Origin of the sequence: Donghicola sp. (genome assembly GCF_025210255.1) — a bacterium.
GTDB lineage: Bacteria > Pseudomonadota > Alphaproteobacteria > Rhodobacterales > Rhodobacteraceae > Donghicola > Donghicola eburneus.
Map to the genome: position 1 here is coordinate 62,667 of NZ_JAOARZ010000024.1, position 24,164 is coordinate 86,830.

The window sequence follows — 24,164 nt, forward strand, 5'->3', positions numbered from 1 at the left end:
ATGACGCTCGACATCATTTCCGATCCCCTTCTTGCCCCCACCCAACACGGCTTTTTCGGTCGCAAGGGCGGCGCATCCTCGGGGATCTTTGCCGGACTGAACTGCGGCGCAGGGTCGTCTGACCTCAAGGAAATCGTGTCGATCAATCGCGCCCGCGTGGCCGAAGCTATGGGCGTCACACCGACGAACTTGGTCACCGTCCATCAGACACACTCGGCCACCGCCGTTGCAGTCGATGGCCCACTGGACGCCCCGGTCGAGGCGGACGGCATCGTCACCAAGAACCCCGAGATCGCCATCGCGATTCTGACGGCGGATTGCCAACCCGTCCTATTTCATGACCCCGAAGCTGGCGTGGTCGGCGCGGCCCATGCGGGGTGGAAGGGCGCCATCGGCGGCATTCTGGACGCCACACTCGACGCGATGGAGCAGATCGGCGCGCAGCGCGCCAACACGCGCGCCCTGATCGGCCCGACAATCAGCCAGCGCGCCTACGAGGTTGGCCCCGAATTCTTCGAAGACTTCATCGCAGAGGACATGGAGAACAGCCGCTTCTTTGTCCAAGGGACCGGCGACCGCATGATGTTCGACCTCCCGTCCTATGGCTTGCACCGCCTGCGCAGCGCAGGCGTGGGCGACGCGCAGTGGACCGGACATTGCACCTACTCGGACCCTGAACGATTCTATTCCTACCGCCGCACCTGCCACGCTGGAGAAGCGGATTACGGGCGCCTTATTTCGGCAATTCGCCTCTGACGTGTAAGGTGGGCGCGCCTCCTTTGCAAAAACATAGGATCACCGCCTTTAATCCAACAATCTGCCACAGGTTCGCCGCATTCAAACGTCACATTAAGCGTAAGCAAAAATAAATAGATGTGAGCGGCAACCATGAAGACCAAGACCCGGTTTATCCAATCGGTGCTCAAAACAGCATCGGAACAAGGCGCAACCCCCATGCCGTGGACACGCGGCAAGTCTCGGAAGGCATCAATCGCCAAGCGCGAGGAGCCGATTCGAAAGTCCGCCTAAACACTTTCAATCGACTCGATATGTGCCAGACCCAGCTCATGGTTTTGCAAGGAACGGCATCACATTCGGCACGCAGACAGAGACAATCCCACCCAGCACGCGCTTTGGTTTCCCATGCGTGTGCAACATCGGGAAATTTGTAAAATCTTGCGTCAAATCTTTGACACGTCGGTCAGATTACGGCATCAATGAGGCAACCCCGCTCATGGCGGGCCGCTGCCTCGCTGAGGCAGTCCTTCCAGACCGCAGGCCTCGCGGTTTATGCCGGAAACGGCGTGTTGAAAGCAAAGAGCGATCCCGACGGAGCCTCAACCGTCACATGGGGTCGCTTTTTTCTTTGCCCGATCAGCCCCCTAGCCCAAATGAAAACGCCCCGCGCATCAGACACGGGGCGGCATCCTTTGCCATATCTATACGCGCGAACCCGCAGGTTCCGTCGCGGATCAGGCGCTGCGACTTAGACGTTCCTCTAGGACATCAAACGGCACGCCGGGCTCGTCCTTTTCGCCGCGAATGACCAAAGAGGTCTTCACGCTGGCCACATTGTCCGCCTTCAGCAGCTCTTCGGTCAGGAACGACTGGAACGTCGACAGGTCAGGCGCCACGCACTTCAGCAGGAAATCGACCTCGCCATTCAGCATATGGCACTCGCGGACCAGCGGCCACGCACGGCAGCGCGCCTCAAACGCGCTCAGATCCGCTTCGGCCTGACTGATCAGACCGACATTGGCGAAAACTTTGACCTCAAAGCCTAGCGCGCGGGCATCGACTTCGGCGTGATACCCTTTAATGTATCCGGCATCTTCCAAGGTCCGGACACGGCGCAAACAAGGAGGTGCAGAGATTCCGACGCGCTTTGCGAGTTCAACGTTGGTCATTCGGCCATCGGCTTGCAACTCGGCCAGGATTCTTCGATCGATGGGATCAAGTCGTGTTCCGGGCATTGGGCTTTCCTGCTTTTTTCCGAACCTTATACATCCTACCACAGTCTGCGCAACAATATTTCAACAAAGCGCAAGAAAGTTAAGCGGACTTTCGCAAGACGCAAGGCGGCGCTGCTTTTCGCGCCGTATCACTTGTACAAGCAGCCCCTTTAACCACAGCGGCGGGGCGTCTATATCCTGCGCCTGAGACAAAGACGCAAGACAGAAAGGTGCCCTATGGCCGAGACCCGTCACACCAAGGTTCTGATCATCGGCTCCGGCCCTGCAGGTTACACCGCAGGTGTCTATGCCAGCCGTGCAATGCTGGAGCCCCTGCTGGTTCAGGGCATCGAGCCCGGCGGTCAGCTGACCACCACCACCGAGGTCGAAAACTGGCCCGGTCACACCGAAATTCAAGGCCCCGAGCTGATGACCAACATGGAAGCGCACGCGCGCGCCATGGGCACCGAAATCATCGGCGACTACATCACCAAGCTGGACCTAGAGGTGCGCCCCTTTGTGGCCCACGGCGACAGCGGCACCACCTACACCGCCGATGCAGTCATTCTGGCCACCGGCGCCCGCGCCAAGTGGCTGGGCCTGCCGTCGGAAGAGAAGTTCAAAGGTTTCGGCGTATCTGCCTGCGCGACCTGTGACGGCTTCTTTTACCGCGGCAAGGAGATTGTGGTCATTGGTGGCGGCAACACAGCCGTCGAAGAGGCGCTGTTCCTGACCAATTTCGCGTCGAAAGTGACCCTGATCCACCGCCGCGACTCGCTGCGCGCCGAGAAAATCCTGCAGGACCGCCTCTTCAAGCACGAGAAGATCGAGGTTCTGTGGAACCACGCGATCGAAGAAGTTGTCGGCACCGAAGCGCCCCTAGGCGTCACTGGCGTCAAAGCCAAGCACGTGGACACCGGCGAGATCACCGAAATCGCGTGTGACGGCTTCTTTGTGGCGATCGGCCACGCGCCCGCGAACGAGTTGGTCAAAGATGTGCTGGAAACCCATTCGGGCGGCTACGTGGTCACCAAGCCTGACAGCACCGCAACCTCGATCCCCGGTGTGTTCGCGGCAGGCGACCTGACCGACGATAAATACCGTCAGGCGATCACCTCGGCTGGCATGGGCTGTATGGCCGCTCTGGAAGCGGAACGCTTCCTTGCGGAACAGGGCGACGCGGAATAATCCCGTAAAAACAACAAAGGCTGCCCGCGACGGCAGCCTTTTTCATTACTTCATGAAATAACAAAGGCGGCCCATCAGGCCGCCTTGTTTGCCCCTTTAGCGGGCGAATGGTTCAGTGCACCGCGACCGGTGCCATATCGTTGTCCCAAGCGAGAGCAAATGCCATCTCTCGGTCACGGACCAGAGCAAGACGCTCTCCGTCTGTGTCGTGCAGCGCGTACAAAGTTGTCAGCCCCTCTGCTTGCTCTTGAACGTCCTCGGGAAGGTCAGCAACCTCGACGGAACGTACATAGACGATCTTGCGTTCGGCGCCGCTGATGAAATCGACTTTGGTGTCCATAGTCTTCACCCCTTTCGGATTTTGATTTCCTGTACCACCGCGTCAGGCACGGTGCGGTTCAGATCGATGTGAAGCAGGCCGTTTTCCATAGAGGCCTCGCCGACGTCGACTCCGTCCGCTAATACAAAGCTACGCTGGAACTGCCGCGCGGCAATGCCCCTATGCAGAAAAACCCGCTCTGCACTGTCATCTTGCTGCCTTCCGCGCACAACAAGTTGGCGATCTTCGACAGTTATTGACAAATCTTCCTCTCGGAAGCCCGCTAAGGCGAGCGTAATCCGGTAGGATCGGTCAGAGGTTTGTTCGATATTATAGGGCGGATAGCCTTCGTTGCCGCTTTTGGCGGTTCGTTCGACCAGGCGTTCCAGTTGTTCGAACCCCAGCAAATAGGGGTGCGCACCAAGAGTGAGTTTCGTCATCGACATGTCCTTATATCAAGCGACCGTCTGGCAGGCCCCGCTATGGCAACCCGCCTTGTCCCCCCAAATATGGTAGCGCAACAATCGGTGCGCAAGACCTTTGCGAAAAGCCTAACGACTTGGTAGTATGGAGCTCTGTTTTTACATCCGGTGTCCAAAATGAACGCACGCAGCGAAATTTCCATGACCGAAGAAGAAGTGCTCCGCTATGAGCTGGAGGTGTTCAAGGTCAAGCACCGCGATCTGGACGAGGCGATCACAGCCCTGCAGGAAAAGGGCACGGCTGACGCGCTGACCCTGCAGCGACTGAAACGCGAGAAACTTCATCTCAAGGACCGGATCGAACGCATCCGCGACCAACTGACGCCTGACATTATTGCGTAATCTAGTGTGTGCGCTATAAGGCGCACTCAATTTGCTAGAGGATTGCCAATGACCCAGCCGCGCGTAGGGATCATCATGGGCAGCCAGTCGGACTGGCCCACCATGAAAGAAGCCGCCGATATGCTTGATGCCCTCGGGATTGAACACGAGGTCAAGATCGTATCCGCCCACCGCACCCCCGACCGCCTTTGGGATTACGGTAAAACTGCCGCGGACCGTGGATTGCACGTGATCATCGCGGGCGCTGGCGGTGCAGCGCACCTGCCCGGCATGATGGCCTCGAAAACCCGTATCCCCGTGATCGGTGTGCCCGTGCAGACCAAGGCGCTGTCCGGCGTCGATAGCCTCTATTCGATCCTGCAGATGCCCCGCGGTTTCCCCGTGGCGACCATGGCCATCGGCGGCGCAGGCGCCGCGAACGCGGGCCTGATGGCCGCTGGCATTCTGGCCGTGAACGATCCCGATCTGGCAGAACGCCTTGATAAATGGCGCGCGGACCTGTCCGCTTCCATCGCAGAGGAGCCTGTCCGTGACTGAGCTCCTCGCCCCCGGTAGCACCATTGGCATTTTGGGCGGCGGTCAGCTCGGCCGGATGCTCGCTCTGGCTGCGGCCCGTCTGGGTCTGCGAACCGCAATCTTTGATCCCGATCCGAACGCCCCGGCTGGCCAAGTCAGCGACAGCCTGACCACCGCCGCCTACACCGACGCTAACGCCTTGAAAGCATGGGTAGAAACCGTCGATGTCGTCACCTACGAGTTCGAGAATATCCCGACCGAGGCGCTGGACATTCTGGAATCGGCCAAGCCGATCCACCCCAACCGCAAGGCGCTGGCAGTCTCTCAGGACCGTCTAACCGAAAAGGCGTTCCTGTCCGATCTGGGTCTGAAAACCGCGCCCTTCGCCGCGATCGACGACATGGACGACATGAAAGAGGCGCTCGACGAAATCGGCGCACCCGCGATCCTGAAAACCCGCCGCTTCGGCTACGACGGCAAGGGTCAGGCCCGCATCATGGCCCCCGAAGACGCGGAACAAGCGTTCGCCGACATGAACGGCGCCCCTGCGATTTTCGAAGGCTTCGTGAACTTCACCCACGAGGTGTCCGTGATCGCCGCCCGTGGCACCACCGGCGAAGTTGCGTGCTTTGATCCCGGCGAGAATGTGCACGTGAACGGCATCCTGCACACCACCACCGTGCCCGCGAACCTGACCGGCAAGCAGCGCACCGACGCGGTTCTGCTGGCGGGTCAGATCCTGAACCGTCTGGGCTACGTTGGCGTGATGGGTGTGGAACTTTTCGTGACGCCCCAAGGGCTTGTGGTGAACGAGATCGCGCCCCGCGTGCATAACTCGGGCCACTGGACCCAAGCAGGCTGTGCCGTGGACCAGTTCGAACAACACATCCGCGCCGTGGCGGGCTGGCCCCTTGGGGATGGCGCGCGCCACGCTGATGTGGTCATGACCAACCTGATCGGCGACGACGCGCACACTTGGCCGGAATTGGCCAAAGAGGCGGACACCCAAATCCACCTATATGGCAAAGCCGAGGCCCGCGCTGGCCGCAAAATGGGCCACGTGAACCGCGTGATCCGCTCTAAATAAAACGCTCCGCGAGCGGAGAGGTCATATAGGTGATCTTTCCGCCCGCCATCGTCGCGCCCACACGGCCCGTCTCGCGGTCGAAAATCACCAGATCGGCGCGCTTTCCAGCCTCAATCACACCGCGATCCGTCAGACCAAGCACCTTGGCCGGCCCCTCTGACACCAGCCGCCACGCGGCAGGCAGATCGCAGATGCCCTTTTTCACCAGTTCCAGCGCCGCATAACGCGGGCTCGGATAATGGTAATCGGACGCCAAAGCATCACACAGCCCCATCGCCACAATCTCGCGTGCGCTGACCTTGCCCGCATGGCTGGCCCCGCGCACGATATTGGGCGAGCCCATCACAACCAGATCGCCCGCGTCCCGCGCCGCCTGCGCAGCCTCAATCGTTTCGGGGAATTCACTGACATTCGCACCTAAACTGCGGAACTTTGCGCGTTTCTCGGCGGTGTCATCGTCGTGGCTGCCAATTTGCACGTGACGCTTCGTCAATTCAGCAGAAAATGCCTGCAATTCGCCAAACACGCGGTCATTTAGGCCGTGAAGCCGTTTCATGTTCTCCAGATGCTTTTCCGGACTCCGTCCGGACTTCAAAGCCTGCCCCGTCAGCCGAGGCGGGGTTTTTCCGGCCGCCAAACGGTCATGTGGCAAATGGTCATTGAAAACGACGTATCGCAGCCCTGTTTTGTTGATTAGCCGAATCACATCGTCGAATTGCTCGAACATGTGGGTTTCCAGCCGCAGCTGCAGCCGAAGATCCGTTTTCACTTGTGGCGCGGCCTGCTCCCATGCAGAAAACAGGCGATCCGCGAACTCAGGGCCCCGCATCCCGCCTTCCCAGCTGTAAAACTGGGCCAAAACGGCTGTGGTGATGCCATTTGCGGCCAATTCAGCCTCTACGCTGAACAAACCGTGCTCCATCGCGGTCAGCGCCCCGCGCCGAACGGCCACATGACGCTCGAACCCGTCGCCATGCACATCCACGATGCCGGGCGCGACGGTCCAGCCGCTCAGATCGACTTTTCGCCCGTCTGGGTTGGCATTTCCACCATTAGCCCCTGCGTTTCCACAAAAGACTTCGGTGATTTGACCATCAGCGATCAACAAGGCACCACGCCCCAAGGCCTCGCGCCCCAGAACATCCCCGTTTTCAAGGATCAAAGCTTGATTTGACATGGGCGTCCTTTGCCCTTCCCCTAGTACAACGTCCAGACTCGCCCTCGCTATAGCCCTCAAATCGCATAAAGACCATGAAGCCCAAATCCCCCCGCGTGGCCGTCCGCGCCGTGATCCTGCATGATGACAAACTGCTGCTGGTGAATGCGTGGCCCAACGGGCGCAGCGCCCTCATGTGCGCGCCAGGCGGTGGCGTGAACGCAGGCCAAAGCCTGCCCTGCGCCCTCATGCGAGAGATGAAAGAAGAAACGGGATTGGATGTAACTGTCCTAGAGCCCTGCCTGATCAACGAGTTCCACGATCCGAACTCGGGCTTTCATCAGGTCGAGGTGTTCTTTCGCTGCACAATAGAGGACGCAACACTGGACCCCGCGTGGCAGGATCCAGAGGGCGTCGTCACCCAGCGCCGCTGGGTCACACGCGCAGAAATCAATGATCTAGAGGTCAAACCCAGCAGCCTTGCCGCTGTGGCTTGGGGCGAAACGGGGCTCAGCTACGACCCGCTCGAGCCGATCCGGAACTAAGCGACAGGGCCACACCGCCCAAAACCAGCGCCCCTGACAGGATCAGCCGCAGGCTCGGCACCTCGGCCAGGAGCAGCGCCCCCATGCCAGCGGCGATCACAGGCACGGTCAGTTGCGACACAGCCGCGCGGCTGGCCCCAAGCTGCGACACCAGCCGATACCACAGCGCATACCCCATGCCAGAGGTCACAGCCCCCGAAATCACCGCCAGAACGGTGCCCATCGGGGTCAACCCGCCGCCTATGACGGCCCAAGCCAACACACCAAGCGGCGCAGCCAACAAAAAATTCGCAGCCGTGCCAGCGACCGCATCCGGTTCAGCCTTGCCTGCCAGAGAATAAAAGCCCCATGCCACGCCCGCGATTGCCATAGAGGCCGCTGGCCACAGGGGCACGGCCCCCTCGCCCGGGCTCAGCAGCCAAACCAAGCCGCCGAACGCCAAAAGCCCGCCAACCCAACGTTGGACGGGCATCTGTTCTCTGGCCGCAACAGAGGCGGCAAACATGGTGATCTGAACCATCCCAAACAGGATCAAGGCCCCGAGCCCCGCATCCAACGCGCCATAGGCCAACGAAAACCCGACCGCATAGGCCAACAGCGCCAGAACCCCGATCCCCCGCCTTCGCCCTTTAAAAACAAGGGGCGCGCGGGTCAAAAGCACCAGCACAATAGCACCCGACACCAGCCGCACAGCCGCAAAGGCCATCGGCGCCATATCCGCCCCATCCACCGCCATGCGGTTCAGGATCGAGTTCGCGGCAAAGGCGATCATGGTGAGGGTTGTCAGAACAATCAGCTGCATAGAAACACCCTATGCAAGTTTCAGGCCGACCGACATGACACTTTGGATCAATATGGCGCGATCCCGCCATCCGCCGCCAAGGTGCACGCGACCCGCGCAATCCCCCGATGTCCAACCGCGCGGCCCGTCATACCCGCTAAACTGCAGCCCGCACTGCGCCGTTGATAGAGTACGGCCATCGCATTGGGCGGCACCACATCACGCAGCGCAGATCTGTGCAGCTCACCTCAGCTTCCAAAGGCCTTCGGATATTCCAGCGTCACGGCCCCTTTCAAAGGGCCCGTCCCCGCCACCAACGTATGATCAGCGCTATAGGGTGTTATTAATTCGACGTCTGTTATGGTCGAAAAGCCACAGTTTTTGTAAAAATCGACGTCACCCAACACACAAATCGACGAATTAGACGCCTCGGCCCACGCGACCAGCTGCTTCACCATCCGCCGTCCGTGTCCGCGCCCCTGCCAGTCGGGATCAATGGCCACAGGCGCCAAACAAAGCCAGCCCTTGGGCCCCTTCATCGCGCTCAGCGCATAGTATCCGACGACACCGCCCTCAAACGGCAGCACCATCTCGCCGGCCATTGCGCCCGACTTGCGCAATGCCAATACCAGTTGCGCCTCGTCGGCACCGCCAAAGGCGCGTCGCAGCAGCCCATCCACAGCCTCTTCTTCTCCGCGCCGCATCTCGCGCACAAATTCCGGCATCTTCAGCACAGGCCTGCCCTCTTCTTTTTGCAAAAAATACTCACGGCACCACGATAACCACAGGCACACCGCAAAAGAAAAGGGCGCCCCGCAGGACGCCCTTCCCTCAATCCAATTGGATCGGCAGATTACATCATGCCGCCCATGCCGCCCATGTCGGGCATTGCAGGTGCTGCGCCTTCTTTGGCGGGCTTGTCTGCAACCATTGCTTCGGTGGTGATCAGCAGACCAGCAACCGATGCCGCATCTTCCAGAGCGGTGCGGGTCACTTTTGCGGGGTCAATGACACCAAAGCCGAACATGTCGCCATACGCATCGGTCTGAGCGTTGTAGCCGAACTTCAGGTCTTCGCTTTCGCGGACTTTGCCAGCAACAACCGAACCGTCTACGCCTGCGTTCTCAGCGATCTGGCGCAGGGGTGCTTCCAGAGCCTTGCGAACGATTGCGATACCTGCGTTCTGGTCAGCGTTCTCGCCTTCCAGACCTGCCAGCGACTTGCCGCCCTGAACCAGAGCAACACCACCGCCAACAACGATGCCTTCCTGAACAGCCGCGCGAGTTGCGTTAAGTGCGTCATCAACGCGGTCTTTACGCTCTTTCACTTCGACTTCGGTCATGCCGCCGACGCGGATCACAGCAACACCGCCTGCCAGTTTGGCAACGCGCTCTTGCAGCTTCTCACGGTCGTAGTCCGACGAGGTTTCTTCGATCTGGTTGCGGATCTGGCCAACGCGGGCTTCGATCTCGGCTTTGTCGCCTGCACCGTCAACGATGGTGGTCTCGTCTTTGGATATCTGGATTTTCTTCGCGGTACCCAGCATGTCCATGGTGACCGACTCGAGCTTCATGCCCAGGTCTTCGCTGATGACCTGACCGCCGGTCAGGATAGCGATGTCCTGCAGCATGGCCTTACGGCGATCGCCGAAGCCAGGTGCCTTAACAGCAGCAATTTTCAGGCCGCCGCGCAGTTTGTTGACAACCAGAGTTGCCAGCGCTTCGCCTTCGACGTCCTCTGCGATGATCAGCAGGGGCTTCTGCGACTGGATGACCTGCTCGAGCAGGGGAACCATCGGCTGCAGCGACGACAGTTTCTTTTCGTGCAGCAGGATGAGGCAGTCTTCCAGCTCGGCAATCATCTTGTCCGAGTTGGTGACGAAGTAGGGCGACAGGTAGCCGCGGTCGAACTGCATGCCTTCGACGACATCGGTCTCGGTTTCCAGACCTTTGTTCTCTTCGACGGTGATCACGCCTTCGTTGCCGACTTTCTGCATCGCGTCTGCAATCTGACGGCCGATTTCTGCTTCGCCGTTGGCCGAGATGGTGCCAACCTGAGCAACTTCGTCGGTGCCTTCAACAGGACGTGCCGCTGCTTTGATCGCTTCGACGACTTTGGCGGTTGCCAGGTCGATGCCGCGCTTCAGGTCCATGGGGTTCATGCCTGCTGCAACAGCTTTCATGCCCTCTTTGACGATGGCCTGAGCCAGAACGGTCGCGGTGGTGGTGCCGTCGCCTGCTTCGTCGTTGGTGCGCGAAGCAACTTCTTTCACCATCTGGGCGCCCATGTTCTCGAACTTGTCTTCCAGCTCGATCTCTTTGGCAACCGAAACACCATCTTTGGTGATGCGGGGCGCGCCGAAGGATTTCTCCAGTACGACGTTACGGCCTTTGGGGCCCAGAGTTACTTTTACAGCGTCTGCCAGGATGTTCACACCCTTGAGCATACGGTTACGGGCGTCGGTATCAAACTTGACGTCTTTAGCAGCCATTGTGCTTTTCCTCGTCTGAATTGGGTTGCGTTAAGAAAGACGGTCTCAGGCGATAACGCCGAGAATGTCGCTTTCTTTCATGATCAGCAGCTCTTGACCGTCGACGGTCACTTCGGTGCCGGACCACTTGCCGAACAGAACGCGGTCGCCGGATTTCACGTCCAGCTCGACGCGTGCGCCTTTGTCATCACGGGCGCCTGCGCCAACTGCGACAACTTCACCCTCTGCGGGCTTCTCTTTCGCGCTATCGGGAATGATCAGGCCGCCAGCGGTTTTTTCTTCGCTCTCTACGCGACGGACCAGAACACGGTCGTGAAGCGGGGTAAATGCCATCTCTGAGGCTCCTTGGCTCAAAGTTAAATTCCTGTTGGTTCCTCGGCAGGGCCGAGGGCGTTATCACTCTCTCGTGTCGAGTGCTAACGACGCGAAGCTAGGTATCGCCTCTTTGAGTGTCAAGCATTCTGTGTGCAGATTTTTTCGGAAAAATTTCGCCGCGGAAGACGGGACAAATATCCATTATTTTGCCATACGTTACGCAGCCGCCATCCGGACCGGAGATCCCATGTTACGCCTGATTGCCTTTGTCTTTCTGAGTCTTCTTCATGCTTTTCCGGCACTTGCCGCTTGCGGCGCTGGCCCCGACCTAGAGCAGTTCCTGACCCCCGCGGAAAAGGATGCAATTGCAGCAATCGAGGATGAGACCGCTAACAGCACGGGCACCCTCTGGCAGGCCACGCGGGACGGGCGCAGCGTCTATATCGTCGGCACCATGCACCTGCCCGATCCCCGTCACAGCGTCGCCATGGCCGCTCTGCGCCCGATTCTGCGCGAGGTCGACGCTCTGTATCTAGAGACCGCCTCGGACGGTGCAGCCCAGATGCAGAGCCAGATCGCCAGCGATCCCAGCATAATCTTTGCCGCCGATGCGGGCACCCCCACCCTGCCAGAGCTTCTGGACGACGCCACATGGCAGCAACTGCGCGACGCGATGGCCGCGCGCGGCTTCCCTGCCCCGCTGACCGCCAAGATGCGCCCGTGGTATGTGTCGATGATGCTGTCGATCCCGCCCTGCGCCATGGACACCATGACCTCTGTTGTCGGCGGTCTGGACAAAATGGTCGAACGAGCGGCGCTCGCCTTGGACAAACCCGTCCGCAGCCTAGAGGATTGGCAGACCATCTTCTCGACCTTCTCCGATATCCCCTACCAAGAGCAGGTGGACATCATGGCCCTGTCAATCATGCCGGACGAGGTGTCAGAGGCCGCCTTTACCGCCACCCTCGACGCCTATTTCGAAGAGCGTCACGCGCGGTCGTGGGGCCTGTCCGAAGTCCTGAGCCACCGCATCCCCGGCCTGACCGCCGAACAGATCGAGGCGGAGTCCGCCCGCATGCAGGACCTACTGCTGGACCGCCGCAACCAGAACTGGCTGCCGGTGATTCTCGACGCGGTACGGGACGAGGATATCCTCGTCGCCGTGGGGGCTGCGCATCTGATCGGGGAAAACGGCCTTGTTGCTTTGCTGGAAAACGCTGGTTTCGCGCTAACACGCCTGCCCTTGTGACATCCTGTCCTTTCGGCCTGCGTGACACGGGGGCAGATGCTTTTTATAAGGCGCGCGACAGTTCAATCCGCCAAGGGACATTTCAATGACCACACTCGTTTTCGGCCACAAGGCACCTGACACCGACTCGACCGGCTCCCCGATCATCTGGTCTTGGTACCTGAACGAAATCAAAGGCACCCCTGCCAAGCCCGTCCTCCTTGGCGAGCCCAACACCGAAGCGGCATTCGTTCTGGAACGCTGGAGCCTCGAGAAGCCCGAGATCATCTCGGACGTTGCGGCTGATACCCCTGTTGTGATCGTCGACACCAACAACCCCGCAGAGCTGCCCGCCGACATTAACGCGGCCGACATTCGTGCGATCATCGACCACCACAAACTGGTTGGCGGTCTGGAAACCAAAGGCCCGATCGACATCCGCATCGAGCCCGTCGCCTGCACCGCGCCCATCATGTACAAGATGATCGGCGACGATCTGGCTCAGGCCCCCACCGGGATCAAAGGTGCGATGCTGTCGTGCATCCTGTCCGACACGCTGGAATTCCGTTCGCCCACCACCACCCAAGAGGACAAAGCCATCGCCTACGCGCTGGCCAAATATCTGGGTGTGGACATCACCGAATACGCGGCGGAAATGTTTGCTGCGAAATCGGACGTCTCGGCCTTCTCCGACGCGGAACTGATCCGCATGGACTCCAAAGAGTACGAAGTCGACGGCAAGAAATTCCGCGTCTCGGTACTGGAAACCACCGCGCCCCAGATCCCGCTGGACCGCAAGGACAGCCTGATGGAATCCTTCAAGACCGTCGAAGCCGAAGATGGCGTTGATCAGGTTCTGCTGTTCGTCGTGGACATCATCAAAGAAGAGGCCACCCTGCTGGTCCCCAACGATCTGGTCAAAACCGTCGCCGAGAAAAGCTTTGGCGCGACCGTGGACGGCGACACCGTTGTCCTGCCCGGCGTCATGAGCCGCAAAAAGCAGATCATCCCCAACCTCAAGGTCTGATCTGCCGCACCGGCATCCAAGCACGACAAAGGGCAGGCCATCCGGTCTGCCCTTTTCCTTTGGCCTTACGCCGCGCCCACGCCCTTGCGGAACACGGTGTAGACAAAGGTCAGCATCGACAGCAGCGTCAGCACAGACCCCAGCTTGGCCAGCACCTCGCCCGACTGGGTCAGGGCCATCACGATGCCCGGGATCAGGACCACAACAGCCGCCAGCGTCAGCAGATAGTGCACCTTGGCCAATCCCGTGCGCGCCGCCGGCGTCACCGCGTAATACAGCCCGTAGACCGTCATGATCACGAACCCGATCAGGTTCAGGTGCCCGTGGGCCGGCGACAGACTGTGATCCTGCGTGGCGGACATCTGAATGCCCCAGACCATCCCGATCACTGCAAAGATGGCGCCTGTCCCGACAAAAAGTGTTGCGATCCCTTTCATGCGCTGGCTCCTTCCATCTCTGCCTGTATCGCGGCCAAGGGCGGCCCTGTGAATGCCATGTGATACCGCGCGCCCGCCTCGATCACCTGTTCGATCTGCGCGGGGATCGCGAACTGCCCCTCAGCCATCTCGGCAAAGAACCCTTCGAACCCGCCGGGCGTCAGGATCACCAAATGGCGGCTCGGCCGATCCCCCACCACGCGAAAGGTGTGCGGCGCCCCGCGCGGGATAAACACCGTCTCACCAGGCCCTGCCCGCGTAATCTCTCCGTTCAGAATGAAATCACACTCGCCCGTCAGCATGACAAAGGTCTCGTCCGCATCCTCGTGCACATGCAGGGGCGGGCCCGAGTCCACAGGGGACACACTGTCGACAATCGACATGGCGCCGCCCGACGCCGCCTTGGATAAAATGGTTTTGTAATAGGTGCCCATCCATTCGATGGCACCCTCTCCCAATTCAGGATGGGTCATCGTTCCTCCTCCAAATGATCTGGAATTCAAAGGGAAACGAAAGCGCTCTCGTTGAACATAGATTACATGTATCGTGCGTATATCTATAATCGATTGTTCATATACGGACTATTTGCGTGATCAATTTTGCAACCTTGGACCTGAACCTTTTGCGGATTCTGGACGCCCTGTTGATCGAAGGCTCCACCACCCGCGCAGGACAGCGCGTTGGCCTGTCCCAACCCGCGATTTCTGCCGCCCTCGGGCGGTTGCGCCACGCCTTGAACGACGACCTGTTCCTGCGGCGTGGGAACCGGCTGGACCCGACCGAATATGCCCGCCAGATCGAAGAGCCCCTGCGCCTTGCCCTCGAACAACTCGAAAGCGCCCTAACAGGCCCCCTGCAATTCGACCCGACTGTGGCCACCGACACCTTCAAGCTGTCCGGCAGCGATTTCTTTGCCGAAATGCTGATGCCCCGTCTCGCGGACACGGTCTATCGCCGCGCGCCCTATATGCGGGTCCAACTGGTGGATCTGGTCCCCGACAGCTACGTCGATACCCTAGAGCGCTATAGCGTCGACGCCGCGCTGATCCCCGACACCGATGTCCCCGACTGGATCGAAAAGCGGCCCCTCTTTCTGTCGGGCTGGGCTGTGGTGGCCCGCACGGGCAACCGGCGTCTAGCGTCGCTGGGGCTGCAACCGGGGGACACCATTCCCATCGACACGTTCTGCGACATGGGACACGTGCTCTTTTCCCCGAAGGCAACCTGCGCGCCATGGGCGATGCCGCCCTGTCCAAGGTTGGCCGCGAGCGCCGTGTTGTGATGACCATGCCCGTCTTCTCGGGCGTCTACCGCGCGGTCAGCGAATCCGAACTGATTGCGATCCTGCCGATCCAACTGGCCCAAACCGTCGCGCCCTACGCGGGCCTGACCGTCTACAAAGCGCCGATCGAGATTCCCACCGTCCAGATCGTTATGATCTGGCACAGGCGCTACAGCAATTCACCTGCCCATGTGTGGGTGCGCGATCTGATCGCCGAACTGCTGGCGCCCTTGGACGCCATGCACTGGTAGGGTTTGTCGCATCGCCCGCAGGGCACCGTCTGCCTAGGGTCGCCTCATTGACCCCAAAGGACTTTGCCATGGCCACCCTGCCCCCGAATGCCGAACTGCTGGCCCCGCGCGATCGGCTGAACTACTTCGACGCCCAGTCCCGATCCCTACCCCAAGACATGACCGCGCTTCAGGCGTGGAATGCTCTGATGGCGCGGCCCCTGCCGCTCATGGGGCTCGCCTTCAAAATCCGAGACAAGGTTTCCAGCCTCTTCGGCGTTAAACAGATCGGTGGCTTTACCGGCGACCGCAAAGACACCGTTCAGACCGGCGATCATCTGGACTTCTTTCTGGTCGAGGACGCCCGCCCCGACCGCCTGCTCCTGACCGAGCGCGACCGTCATCTGGACGTCCTGACCTGCGTCGCGGTCCACAATCGCCGCCTCTGGATCGTCAGTTCGGTCGTCACCCACAATCTGTTTGGCCGTGCGTATATGCTGCCCGTCGCGGTCGCGCACCGGATCATTGTGCGCGCAATGCTGAACCGCATGCCCGCTCCGGACAAATTCGTCACATAAAGAAAGCACTTTGACCTTAGTTGGGAACGGATTACCCACGTCATGACGTTTGCCATACGCAAACCAGACGTAAACCAGACCCTGAAAAAGGTGCCCTATGACCCGTATCATCGAGAGCTTGTCCGAGATCTCCGCCAACTATGACGCCCTGTTCTGTGACCTGTGGGGCTGCGTGCATGACGGGGTCAAAGGCCTGCCCGACGCCATCGAAGCCCTGCGCGCCTTCCGCGCGAACGGCGGCAAGGTCGTTCTAGTCACCAATAGCCCGCGCCCCCGAAAAGGCGTTGAAAAACAGCTCCTTGAGCAGTTCGAAGTGCCCGCAGACTGCTGGGACACCATCGCGACCAGCGGCGACAGCGCGCGCGCTGCCATGCTGACCGGCGCGGTCGGGGAAAAGGTCTACCACATCGGCACGCCCGCCGATGAGCCCTTCTTCGAGCCCTTGCACTTGATCAAAGATCCCGTGGATATTCAACGCGTTAGCCTTGACGAGGCAGAGGGCATCATCTGCACCGGCCCGTTCGACGCCAGCGCCGATCCCGACACGTTGCGCCCGCAACTGCTGCTGGCCAAGCAAAAGGGCCTCAAGCTGCTCTGCGCCAACCCCGACATCGTCGTGGACCGCGGCGAGGTCCGCGAATGGTGCGCGGGCGCAGTGGCAAAGCTTTATACAGAAATGGGTGGTGAAAGTCTGTACTTCGGCAAACCCCATCCGCCGATCTACGATCTGGCCCGCCGCCGTCTGGCCGAAGTCGACGCGGGCATCAACGACACCGCGATTCTGGCCCTGGGTGATGGCATCCACACCGATATCCAAGGTGCCATCGGCGAAGGCATCGATTCGGTGTTCATCACAGGCGGTCTGGCCCGCGATATTACCAAAACGTCGCATCAGCCCAATGAAGAGGCCCTAACCTCTTACCTTAACGAGGAAAAATCGAACCCAACCTACGCAATCGGGTTCTTACGCTAAGGCAAACAGGTGTCACGGGGCTTGATTTTCTGCGCGCGCAAAGTAATAAAGTTGCCAAGTCGTAGCTTACTGGTGCCAGAAAATTACCCCTTCAACCTTGGCATCCAGATCGGAGGACCCGAATGTTGGATAACCTGCCCCGTGGAACCATCTGCATCGAAGACATCGAGATGGGCATGACCCGTCACCTGCACAAAGTGGTGACGGACCGTGACATCGAACTCTTTGCCGAGGTGTCCACCGACCGGAACCCCGTGCACCTTGATGATGAATACGCCAACGACACCATCTTCGAAGGGCGCATCGCCCACGGGATGCTGACCGCCGGTCTGATCTCTGCCGTCATTGGCGAACAGCTGCCCGGTCATGGTACCGTCTATCTGGGCCAGACCCTGAAGTTCTTGGCCCCCGTCCGCCCCGGCGACATGGTCAAAGCGCAGGTCACCGTCACCGGAATTGACCACGCCAAGCGCCGCGTCACCTTGGATTGCGTCTGTGAAATCGACGGCAAACCTGTGCTCAAGGGCGAGGCAAAAGTGCTCGCGCCCAGCCGCAAGTTCGACTGAGCCTTGCGTCCCCGCATAAGGGGCGCTAACTGCCCTTTATGCGCATCATTCGCGATCACCAGTACATCGCACCGGAAAACAAAGGTGCCAGCGTCGCCATCGGGAACTTCGATGGCGTTCATTTGGGGCATCAAGCGGTTATCGACTTGGCCCGCGCCGGTGCACAGCGTCTGAACGCCCCCTTGGGCGTCATGACTTTTGAACCCCACCCACGCCAGTTTTTCGCCCCCGATGCCGCCCCGTTCCGCCTGATGAGCGCCGAGGCCCGTGCCGCACGGCTGGAAAAACTGGGGGTCGAGGTTCTGTACGAACTGCCCTTCAACGGCCCACTCGCCGGTCTGACCGCCGAGGCATTTGCCCGTGATGTGATCAAGGGGCTTGGCCTGTGCCACGTGGTCGTGGGCAACGATTTCCAATTCGGCAAGGGCCGCAGTGGCACCGCCGCAGACTTGGCCCGCATGGGCGCAGAGATGGGGTTCGACGTGACAATCGCCGACATGATCCAAGGCTCTCAGGGCCGCGTTTCCTCGACCGCAATCCGTCAGGCGCTGACCGACGGAGACCCCCGCCACGCCGCCGAAATGTTGGGCCATTGGCACCGTATCGACGGCCCTGTGATCAGCGGCGAACAGCGTGGCCGCGACTTGGGCTACCCCACCGCGAACATGTCCGTGGACGGTTTGCACCTGCCCAAACTTGGTGTCTACGCCGTGCTCGTCGAGGTGAAGGAAGGCCCCCACAAGGGCAACTACCACGGCGTTGCCTCGCTGGGTGTGCGTCCGATGTTCGGGGAAAACACCCCCAACCTCGAGACCTTTATCTTTGATTTCAAAGGCGATCTTTACGGCACCCACCTGTCGGTCGGCCTCGTGGACTATCTGCGCCCCGAGATGAAGTTCGACGGTCTGGACGCTTTGATCACCCAGATGGATGCGGACAGCGCCAAGGCGCGCGAAATTCTGGCCGCCCTATGAAAGACCCGATCGACCGCAAGAAAATCCGCTCCCGCTTCTGGGAACGCTTTGCCTTGGACAAGCTGACCGACACCGAATGGGAAGCCCTGTGCGACGGCTGCGGCAAGTGCTGCCTGAACAAGCTCGAGGATCCGGACACCGGAGAAGTGGCCCTGACCAAGGTTGCCTGCCGCCTTCTGGACGATCAGACCTGCCGCTGCAGTCAGTACCCGATCCGCCACCAGTTCGTGCCCGAGTGCATCGTGCTGAAACCGGACACGCTGGACCAGCACGCCTACTGGATGCCCGAGACCTGCGCATACCGCCTGCTCTGGCAAAAGAAACCCTTGCCCGAATGGCACCCCTTGCTGACCGGAACACCGCAATCGGTTCACGACGCAGGTGTGTCGGTGCAGGGCTGGACAGTCCCCGAATTCGAGATCGATGAAGAGGACTGGGAAGACTATATTATCGAGGAGCCCACCTGATGTACCTAGCCTCTGACAACACCGGCCCCATCCATCCGCAAATCATGGAGGCGCTGACAGAGGCCAATCAGGGCTACGCGCTTCCCTACGGCAATGACCCTTACACCGCCCGCGCGATCACCGCGATCCGAGAGCTGTTCGAAGCCCCGCAGGCCGAAGTTTTCTTTGTGCCCACCGGCACCTCTGGCAACGCACTGGCCCTGTCGACCCTGTGCCAACCCTACGAGTCCGTGCTCTGCACCGCCGCCGCCCATATCCACGAGGATGAATGCGGCGCGCCCGAATTCTACGGCGTGGGCAAGACCTATCTAGTGGGCGAAGGCGATCTGATGGACCCTGACGCCCTTGGCGCGTTGATCACCGACCTGAACGAAGGCGGCGTCCACTCGGCCCAACCCGGCGCAGTCAGCATCACCTCTGTCACCGAGCGCGGGCAGCTCTATGAATTGGACCGGATCGAGTCGCTTGCCACCATAGCACATGCAGCGGGCCTGCCCTTGCATCTTGACGGCGCCCGCTTTGCCAACGCCTGCGCAGCGCTAGAGGTGTCAGCCGCGGAAATGACGTGGCAGTCGGGCGTGGACGTTGTGACCTTTGGCGGGACCAAAGCGGGCTGCATGGGCGTCGAGGCTGTCATCTTCTTTAACCCCGATCGCGCCCGAGGCTTTGCCGCACGGCGCAAGCGCGCGGGACATCTGTTCTCGAAGAACCGCTTTCTGGCAGCGCAAATGCTGGGTTTTGTGCGCAACGACTTGTGGCTGCAGCTGGGGGCCGCCGCGAATGCGCGCGGACAGTATCTGGCCGAAGCGCTCTGCATGGATGCCCGCATCCAGTGGCCCTACGCCCCCCGTGCGAACATGCTGTTCCCCAAACTGCCCCGCAGTGTGTTGCAGGGTCTCGGCGCGGCAGGTGTCGCCTTTAACCACTGGGGCAACCGCGATCACGGGGCTCCGGACGAGATGCTGCTAACCCGCTTTGTCTGCGACTGGTCCGTGCCGTATGACGAGCTGGACAAGTTTCTGGCTGTGCTGAAAGCCAGCTAAAACGCGTTTCCCCGCCGGTGGTTTGGCGTCAATGTTCCGAAGCCTCCGGCGGGGGGTATTTATGCCAAGATGAAGAGCGTCAGCTCAGGACACCCTCGCGGCGGAAAAGAGCGCGGAGGTCGGCTTTGGGGCGCGGGCCCATGTGGCCGATGACTTCGCGCGCGGCGATACAGCCCATGCGGCCAGATGTGGCGAGGGTTGCGCCCGTGGCGAGGCCAAATAGGAAGCCTGCCGCGAATTGGTCGCCAGCGCCGGTTGCATCGACGGGGGTGACCTTTTCCACCGGGACATCCACACGGGTGTCGCCCTGTAGGATGCTGACGCCATCGCCAGAGCGGGTGCAGACCACCAGCGGGTTCTTGGCCGCGACACGGCCCAGAGCGGTGTCCAGATCCTCATCCTCGTACAGAGCTTTGATCTCGGCCTCGTTGCCGATCACGAAGTCCAGTTCGCCGATCAGGCGCTGGAAATCCTCGCGGTGGCGGTTTACGCAGAAGGGGTCAGAGATCGCGATGCCCGCTTTGCCGCCGGCCGCTTGGCACAGCTTGGCGGCGCGTTGGAACGCCTCCTTGCCCTTGGGCTTGTCGAACAGATAACCTTCGAGGAACAGGTATTCGGTGTCCGACACAATGGCTTCATCCACGTCCTCTGGGCCGACTTCGGCGGAGATGCCCAGATAGGTGTTCATCGACCGTTCGCCATCGGGCGAGACAAAGATCATGCTGCGTGAGGTGGGCAACTCGCCCCCTTCGACAGGAGCGTTCACGAAATCGGTCCCGCCGACTTCCATCTCTTGGGCGTAGAAACGGCCCAAAGCGTCATCCCGCACGCGGCCGATGAATGCCGCCCGCAGACCCAGTTTGCCCGCACCCGCGATGGTATTGGCGACCGAGCCGCCGGGGGCCTGAGTGCGCTCTTTCATCGAAGCATACAGCAGTTCGGCGCGCTCGCGCTCGACCAGGGTCATGATGCCCTTTTCGATGTCCATCATTTCGAGAAAGGTGTCGTCGGACTGGGTCAGCACATCGACGATTGCGTTGCCGATGCCGACAATCTGGTATTTTTTCACGGGTCAGTTCCTTTGGATCAGAGGACCTTGTCCTCGAATTGGCAGAGGTCGCGGATGATGCAGTTGCCGCATTTGGGCTTGCGCGCCACGCAGACGTAGCGGCCATGCAGGATCATCCAGTGATGGGCGTGCTGCTGGAAATCGACGGGCACGTTATCCTCGATCGCGCGTTCCACGGCGACCACATCTTTGCCCGGAGCGATGCCGCTGCGGTTCCCGAGGCGAAAGATATGGGTGTCCACCGCCTGCGCCGGATAGTGCCACCACATGTTCAGCACGACATTCGCGGTTTTGCGACCCACACCCGGCAGGCTTTCCAGCGCGGCGCGGGAATTGGGAACCTCGCCGCCGTACTGGTCCACCAGAATACGGCTGAGCTTGATGACGTTTTTGGCCTTGTTGCGATACAGACCGATGGTCTTGATGTGGTCGATCAGGGCCTCTTCGCCCAAATCCAGCATCTTTTGCGGGGTGTCGGCCACTTCGAACAGCTTGGCCGTCGCCTTGTTCACGCCGGCGTCCGTGGCCTGCGCAGACAGCGCAACGGCCACGACCAACGTGTAAGCATTGACGTGGTTCAGCTCGCCCTTGGGCTCGGCTTCGGCTGCCTGAAAGCGCGAGAATATCTCGCGCATTGTCATGTAATCGAGTTGTTTGGCCATGCTTCCTCATGCCCCGAGAATTTCATTTGCGCAACATTCGGGTCGCCCGCTGGTGCACATTCATGGCACAGATGGCGTCAGATCGACAGGAGGCAACCTTGGTGGACAGCTCTTATCATTACGGCGCCATGCGCAGGGCGATTGATCTGATCGACAGCGCCGAAGCGCCCCTGACCCTAGAGGGGTTGGCCGAGCAAATGGACATGAGCCCCGCGCATTTCCAGCGGCTCTTTTCCGCGTGGGTCGGGATTTCGCCCAAGCGCTACCAGCAATACCTGCAGCTGGGACAGGCCAAGAAGATGCTGGCAGAGCGGATGACGACCCTAGCCGTGGCGGACGAGGTCGGCCTGTCCGGCTCCAGCCGTCTGCACGACCTGTTCGTCCGGTGGGAGGCCATGAGCCCCGGTGACTTCGCCCGTGGTGGCGAGGGCTTGGTGATTGAGTGGGACTGGTTCGAAAGCCCCTTTGGCCCTGCTCTGGTGATGGGGACAGAGCGCGGCATCTGCGGGCTGGCCTTTGGCTCCGAGATGGGACGTGACGTGGCCTTCGACGATCTGGCGAAGCGCTGGCCCAAAGCACAGTTCGTTCGAAAAGGCGACCGGATCGCCCCCCTCTTTGACGCCGCCATGGCGGGCCGTGGGGAAACGCGCCTCCATATGATCGGGGCCCCTTTTCAGATCAAGGTCTGGGAAGCCTTGCTGAATATCCCCGAGGGCCACGTGACCACCTACTCGGAAATCGCGACCCGCGTGGGGTCGCCCAAAGCGGTGCGCGCAGTCGGCACAGCGGTGGGCCGAAACCCCGTCAGCTACTTGATCCCGTGCCACCGCGCCCTGCGCAAGAGCGGCGAACTTGGGGGCTACCACTGGGGCCTGCCTGTCAAACGCGCCATGCTGGCTTACGAGTCCGCCCGCGCTGACGTAAATCTAGCGGAAAAGTGACGGGCAAAGGCTTGCCGAAACACCTTCATGAAACTTTCCTGCGTCTCCGGCATTAGGATATAGACATATCGAAAGGGCATACCGCCCATGAAGGAAGAGGCACTGCCATGAAGAACCGCATGATTATCGCAACCGCAATGACCGCTCTGATGGGCCTGTCGGCATGTACCGACCCGGCCTACCTGAACAGCGGCGGCGGCTACCAAGACCCCAACGCCCGCGCCAAGCAAGGCGCTCTGGCGGGCGCGGCGATCGGTGGTCTGGCAGGTGCGATCACTGGCGGCGACGACCGTTCGGACAAACTGCGCGGTGCGGCCATTGGCGCTGCCCTTGGTGCAGGCGCAGGCGCGATCATCGGCAACCAACTGGACAAGCAGGCGGCTGAACTGCGCAACAGCATGAGCAACAGCGCAATCGACGTCACAAACACCGGCGACCGTCTGGTTGTAACTATGCCCCAGAGCATCCTGTTCGCAACCGACAGCACCGCCGTCAGCGGCGCGCTGCGCGGCGATCTGGCCGCTCTGGCGAACAACCTGAACAGCTATCCCAACTCGCGCGTTCAGGTCATCGGCCACACCGACAACGTGGGTGACGCAGGCTACAACCAAGACCTGTCGCAGCGCCGCGCCTCGGCCGTCGCAGACGTCCTGTTCCAGAACGGCGTGTCCTACAGCCGCGTTTCGACCATCGGCCGCGGCGAAGACGCACCGATCGCGACCAACCTCACCCCCGAGGGCCGCGCAGCGAACCGCCGCGTCGAAATCGTCATCATCCCGAACAACTGATAGGCTACTTCGCCTGTCGAATCTCAAAGCGCCCGGCCAATTTGGTCGGGCGTTTTTACATTGGTCTTCGCCTGTGCGTCAGAGCGCTGAACCCCTGCGAAAATTGATCTGGAGCGGCGCGTCACTCGGCCTATCTATAAGGAGAAACGTATTTTAATTCAGAGGCTTCATAATGTCCGATTCCACAATTCTTTTGCTGTCCGGCTCTCTGCGCAAGGGCTCTTACAACCGTATGCTTTTGGCCGAGGCCAAGCGCGTTTATGGCGATGCGACCTTCCTCGAAGGCGACCTGAAGCTGCCCCTCTATGATGGGGACGACGAAGAGGCGAACGGCGTGCCAGACGCCGTCACGACGCTGGCGGATCAGATCGCACAGGCCGATGCGGTCATCCTGTCCTCGCCCGAATACAACAAAGGGATCACTGGCGTACTGAAGAACGCGCTCGACTGGCTAAGCCGCACCAAGACAAATCCACTTGCCGATAAACCGGTGCTGGTAATGTCCGCGAACATGGGCCGTACGGGTGGCGAGTCCGGCCAACTGATGACCCGCACCTGCCTGGTCCCCCACCAAGCCCGCGTCCTCCCCGGCCCCCTACTGACCATCGCCCAAGCGCATGAAGCGTTTGACGACGAAGGGCACTTGAAGAACGAGATGTCTCAGAAGATGCTATCGGGGCTGATTGATCGCCTGAAAAAGGAAATCGCCCTTGGCTAACGCCACC

At 60.5% G+C, this 24,164-nt stretch carries 31 protein-coding genes; 19 read left to right on the forward strand and 12 right to left on the reverse strand.

The window, feature by feature from the left end; translation table 11 throughout:
* Complete coding sequence (gene pgeF / locus N4A58_RS11115; protein WP_293709621.1) at window positions 1–756, forward strand: peptidoglycan editing factor PgeF; 756 nt, start codon at window positions 1–3, stop codon at window positions 754–756.
* A 716-nt stretch (window positions 757–1,472) separates the two neighbouring features.
* On the opposite strand, the gene N4A58_RS11120 is transcribed toward pgeF, so the two are convergent.
* Window positions 1,473–1,973 (reverse strand): Lrp/AsnC family transcriptional regulator, encoded by a 501-nt coding sequence (locus N4A58_RS11120; protein ID WP_072704980.1) that lies wholly within the window; start codon window positions 1,971–1,973, stop codon window positions 1,473–1,475.
* Between the two features lie 216 nt (window positions 1,974–2,189).
* On the opposite strand from N4A58_RS11120, the gene trxB reads away from it, so the two are divergent.
* Window positions 2,190–3,140 carry a thioredoxin-disulfide reductase gene (gene trxB / locus N4A58_RS11125; RefSeq protein WP_072704977.1) on the forward strand — a complete coding sequence of 317 codons (951 nt, stop codon included), beginning with the start codon at window positions 2,190–2,192 and terminating at the stop codon, window positions 3,138–3,140.
* Between the two features lie 112 nt (window positions 3,141–3,252).
* Here the strand turns inward: trxB and N4A58_RS11130 are convergent, their stop codons facing one another.
* Together N4A58_RS11130 and N4A58_RS11135 are read right to left on the reverse strand one after the other, a co-directional pair.
* Window positions 3,253–3,480, reverse strand: coding sequence for a DUF1150 family protein (locus N4A58_RS11130; RefSeq protein ID WP_072704973.1), 228 nt, complete (start codon window positions 3,478–3,480; stop codon window positions 3,253–3,255).
* Window positions 3,481–3,485: 5 nt separating this feature from the next.
* Window positions 3,486–3,899: an Hsp20 family protein gene (locus N4A58_RS11135; protein ID WP_072704970.1), complete on the reverse strand. Its 414-nt coding sequence runs from the start codon at window positions 3,897–3,899 to the stop codon at window positions 3,486–3,488.
* A gap of 159 nt (window positions 3,900–4,058) precedes the next feature.
* On the opposite strand from N4A58_RS11135, the gene N4A58_RS11140 reads away from it, so the two are divergent.
* The 3 genes from N4A58_RS11140 to N4A58_RS11150 are packed head-to-tail and all read left to right on the forward strand — an operon-like array spanning window position 4,059 to window position 5,886.
* Window positions 4,059–4,283, forward strand: a complete 225-nt coding sequence (locus N4A58_RS11140) for a DUF465 domain-containing protein (protein WP_072705386.1) — start codon at window positions 4,059–4,061, stop codon at window positions 4,281–4,283.
* Window positions 4,284–4,331: 48 nt separating this feature from the next.
* A complete protein-coding gene (gene purE / locus N4A58_RS11145; protein WP_293709626.1) occupies window positions 4,332–4,820 on the forward strand; it encodes a 5-(carboxyamino)imidazole ribonucleotide mutase in 489 nt (162 codons plus the stop codon).
* Window positions 4,813–5,886: a 5-(carboxyamino)imidazole ribonucleotide synthase gene (locus N4A58_RS11150; protein ID WP_293709628.1), complete on the forward strand. Its 1,074-nt coding sequence runs from the start codon at window positions 4,813–4,815 to the stop codon at window positions 5,884–5,886. The genes purE and N4A58_RS11150 overlap by 8 nt, the downstream gene beginning before the upstream one ends.
* On the opposite strand, the gene N4A58_RS11155 is transcribed toward N4A58_RS11150, so the two are convergent.
* Window positions 5,879–7,063 (reverse strand): alpha-D-ribose 1-methylphosphonate 5-triphosphate diphosphatase, encoded by a 1,185-nt coding sequence (locus N4A58_RS11155; protein ID WP_293709630.1) that lies wholly within the window; start codon window positions 7,061–7,063, stop codon window positions 5,879–5,881. The genes N4A58_RS11150 and N4A58_RS11155 overlap by 8 nt on opposite strands.
* A gap of 74 nt (window positions 7,064–7,137) precedes the next feature.
* On the opposite strand from N4A58_RS11155, the gene N4A58_RS11160 reads away from it, so the two are divergent.
* Window positions 7,138–7,587: an NUDIX hydrolase gene (locus N4A58_RS11160; protein ID WP_293709632.1), complete on the forward strand. Its 450-nt coding sequence runs from the start codon at window positions 7,138–7,140 to the stop codon at window positions 7,585–7,587.
* Here the strand turns inward: N4A58_RS11160 and N4A58_RS11165 are convergent.
* The 4 genes from N4A58_RS11165 to groES all read right to left on the reverse strand — a co-directional run bounded on the left by N4A58_RS11165 (window position 7,553) and on the right by groES (window position 11,192).
* Window positions 7,553–8,389 carry a DMT family transporter gene (locus N4A58_RS11165; protein WP_293709634.1) on the reverse strand — a complete coding sequence of 279 codons (837 nt, stop codon included), beginning with the start codon at window positions 8,387–8,389 and terminating at the stop codon, window positions 7,553–7,555. The two genes, N4A58_RS11160 and N4A58_RS11165, sit on opposite strands and share 35 nt — an antisense overlap.
* 227 nt (window positions 8,390–8,616) lie before the next feature.
* On the reverse strand, window positions 8,617–9,093 hold the full coding sequence (locus N4A58_RS11170; RefSeq protein WP_293709801.1) for a GNAT family N-acetyltransferase: 477 nt from the start codon (window positions 9,091–9,093) through the stop codon (window positions 8,617–8,619).
* 128 nt (window positions 9,094–9,221) lie between these two features.
* On the reverse strand, window positions 9,222–10,859 hold the full coding sequence (gene groL / locus N4A58_RS11175) for a chaperonin GroEL (RefSeq protein ID WP_293709636.1): 1,638 nt from the start codon (window positions 10,857–10,859) through the stop codon (window positions 9,222–9,224).
* A gap of 45 nt (window positions 10,860–10,904) precedes the next feature.
* A complete protein-coding gene (gene groES, locus N4A58_RS11180) occupies window positions 10,905–11,192 on the reverse strand; it encodes a co-chaperone GroES (protein ID WP_072704948.1) in 288 nt (95 codons plus the stop codon).
* A 229-nt stretch (window positions 11,193–11,421) separates the two neighbouring features.
* Here groES and N4A58_RS11185 point away from each other — a divergent pair, with 229 nt between their 5' ends.
* Together N4A58_RS11185 and N4A58_RS11190 are read left to right on the forward strand one after the other, a co-directional pair.
* Entirely contained in the window at window positions 11,422–12,423 is a 1,002-nt protein-coding gene (locus tag N4A58_RS11185; protein WP_293709638.1) for a TraB/GumN family protein, read from the forward strand.
* Window positions 12,424–12,508: 85 nt separating this feature from the next.
* On the forward strand, window positions 12,509–13,429 hold the full coding sequence (locus tag N4A58_RS11190) for a manganese-dependent inorganic pyrophosphatase (protein ID WP_293709640.1): 921 nt from the start codon (window positions 12,509–12,511) through the stop codon (window positions 13,427–13,429).
* A gap of 65 nt (window positions 13,430–13,494) precedes the next feature.
* On the opposite strand, the gene N4A58_RS11195 is transcribed toward N4A58_RS11190, so the two are convergent.
* Window positions 13,495–13,866: a hypothetical protein gene (locus N4A58_RS11195; RefSeq protein ID WP_072704940.1), complete on the reverse strand. Its 372-nt coding sequence runs from the start codon at window positions 13,864–13,866 to the stop codon at window positions 13,495–13,497.
* On the reverse strand, window positions 13,863–14,339 hold the full coding sequence (locus N4A58_RS11200) for a cupin domain-containing protein (protein WP_293709642.1): 477 nt from the start codon (window positions 14,337–14,339) through the stop codon (window positions 13,863–13,865). Before N4A58_RS11200 ends, N4A58_RS11195 begins: the two co-directional genes overlap by 4 nt.
* Before the next feature lie 116 nt (window positions 14,340–14,455).
* Between N4A58_RS11200 and N4A58_RS11205 the strand changes: the two genes are divergently transcribed.
* The 8 genes from N4A58_RS11205 (at window position 14,456) to N4A58_RS11240 (ending at window position 19,979) form a co-directional block, all read left to right on the forward strand.
* Window positions 14,456–15,148, forward strand: coding sequence for a LysR family transcriptional regulator (locus tag N4A58_RS11205; protein WP_293709644.1), 693 nt, complete (start codon window positions 14,456–14,458; stop codon window positions 15,146–15,148).
* A complete protein-coding gene (locus tag N4A58_RS11210; protein ID WP_293709646.1) occupies window positions 15,100–15,399 on the forward strand; it encodes a LysR substrate-binding domain-containing protein in 300 nt (99 codons plus the stop codon). Before N4A58_RS11205 ends, N4A58_RS11210 begins: the two co-directional genes overlap by 49 nt.
* 68 nt (window positions 15,400–15,467) lie before the next feature.
* Window positions 15,468–15,956 carry a DUF2867 domain-containing protein gene (locus N4A58_RS11215; RefSeq protein ID WP_293709648.1) on the forward strand — a complete coding sequence of 163 codons (489 nt, stop codon included), beginning with the start codon at window positions 15,468–15,470 and terminating at the stop codon, window positions 15,954–15,956.
* A gap of 97 nt (window positions 15,957–16,053) precedes the next feature.
* On the forward strand, window positions 16,054–16,929 hold the full coding sequence (locus N4A58_RS11220; protein WP_293709650.1) for a TIGR01459 family HAD-type hydrolase: 876 nt from the start codon (window positions 16,054–16,056) through the stop codon (window positions 16,927–16,929).
* Window positions 16,930–17,051: 122 nt separating this feature from the next.
* Entirely contained in the window at window positions 17,052–17,495 is a 444-nt protein-coding gene (locus N4A58_RS11225) for a MaoC family dehydratase (protein ID WP_293709652.1), read from the forward strand.
* A gap of 38 nt (window positions 17,496–17,533) precedes the next feature.
* Complete coding sequence (locus N4A58_RS11230; RefSeq protein WP_293709654.1) at window positions 17,534–18,469, forward strand: bifunctional riboflavin kinase/FAD synthetase; 936 nt, start codon at window positions 17,534–17,536, stop codon at window positions 18,467–18,469.
* Window positions 18,466–18,936: a YcgN family cysteine cluster protein gene (locus N4A58_RS11235; protein ID WP_072704925.1), complete on the forward strand. Its 471-nt coding sequence runs from the start codon at window positions 18,466–18,468 to the stop codon at window positions 18,934–18,936. The genes N4A58_RS11230 and N4A58_RS11235 overlap by 4 nt, the downstream gene beginning before the upstream one ends.
* Window positions 18,936–19,979 (forward strand): low specificity L-threonine aldolase, encoded by a 1,044-nt coding sequence (locus tag N4A58_RS11240; RefSeq protein ID WP_293709656.1) that lies wholly within the window; start codon window positions 18,936–18,938, stop codon window positions 19,977–19,979. Before N4A58_RS11235 ends, N4A58_RS11240 begins: the two co-directional genes overlap by 1 nt.
* A gap of 79 nt (window positions 19,980–20,058) precedes the next feature.
* Here the strand turns inward: N4A58_RS11240 and N4A58_RS11245 are convergent, their stop codons facing one another.
* Window positions 20,059–21,048: an adenosine kinase gene (locus N4A58_RS11245; protein WP_293709658.1), complete on the reverse strand. Its 990-nt coding sequence runs from the start codon at window positions 21,046–21,048 to the stop codon at window positions 20,059–20,061.
* Window positions 21,049–21,065: 17 nt separating this feature from the next.
* Entirely contained in the window at window positions 21,066–21,710 is a 645-nt protein-coding gene (nth, locus tag N4A58_RS11250) for an endonuclease III (protein WP_293709660.1), read from the reverse strand.
* 128 nt (window positions 21,711–21,838) lie between these two features.
* Between nth and N4A58_RS11255 the strand changes: the two genes are divergently transcribed.
* The 3 genes from N4A58_RS11255 (at window position 21,839) to N4A58_RS11265 (ending at window position 24,157) form a co-directional block, all read left to right on the forward strand.
* Window positions 21,839–22,651 (forward strand): methylated-DNA--[protein]-cysteine S-methyltransferase, encoded by an 813-nt coding sequence (locus N4A58_RS11255; protein ID WP_293709803.1) that lies wholly within the window; start codon window positions 21,839–21,841, stop codon window positions 22,649–22,651.
* A gap of 107 nt (window positions 22,652–22,758) precedes the next feature.
* Window positions 22,759–23,439 (forward strand): OmpA family protein, encoded by a 681-nt coding sequence (locus N4A58_RS11260; RefSeq protein WP_293709662.1) that lies wholly within the window; start codon window positions 22,759–22,761, stop codon window positions 23,437–23,439.
* Window positions 23,440–23,611: 172 nt separating this feature from the next.
* Complete coding sequence (locus N4A58_RS11265) at window positions 23,612–24,157, forward strand: NADPH-dependent FMN reductase (protein ID WP_293709664.1); 546 nt, start codon at window positions 23,612–23,614, stop codon at window positions 24,155–24,157.
* The last annotated feature ends 7 nt before the right edge of the window (window positions 24,158–24,164 follow it).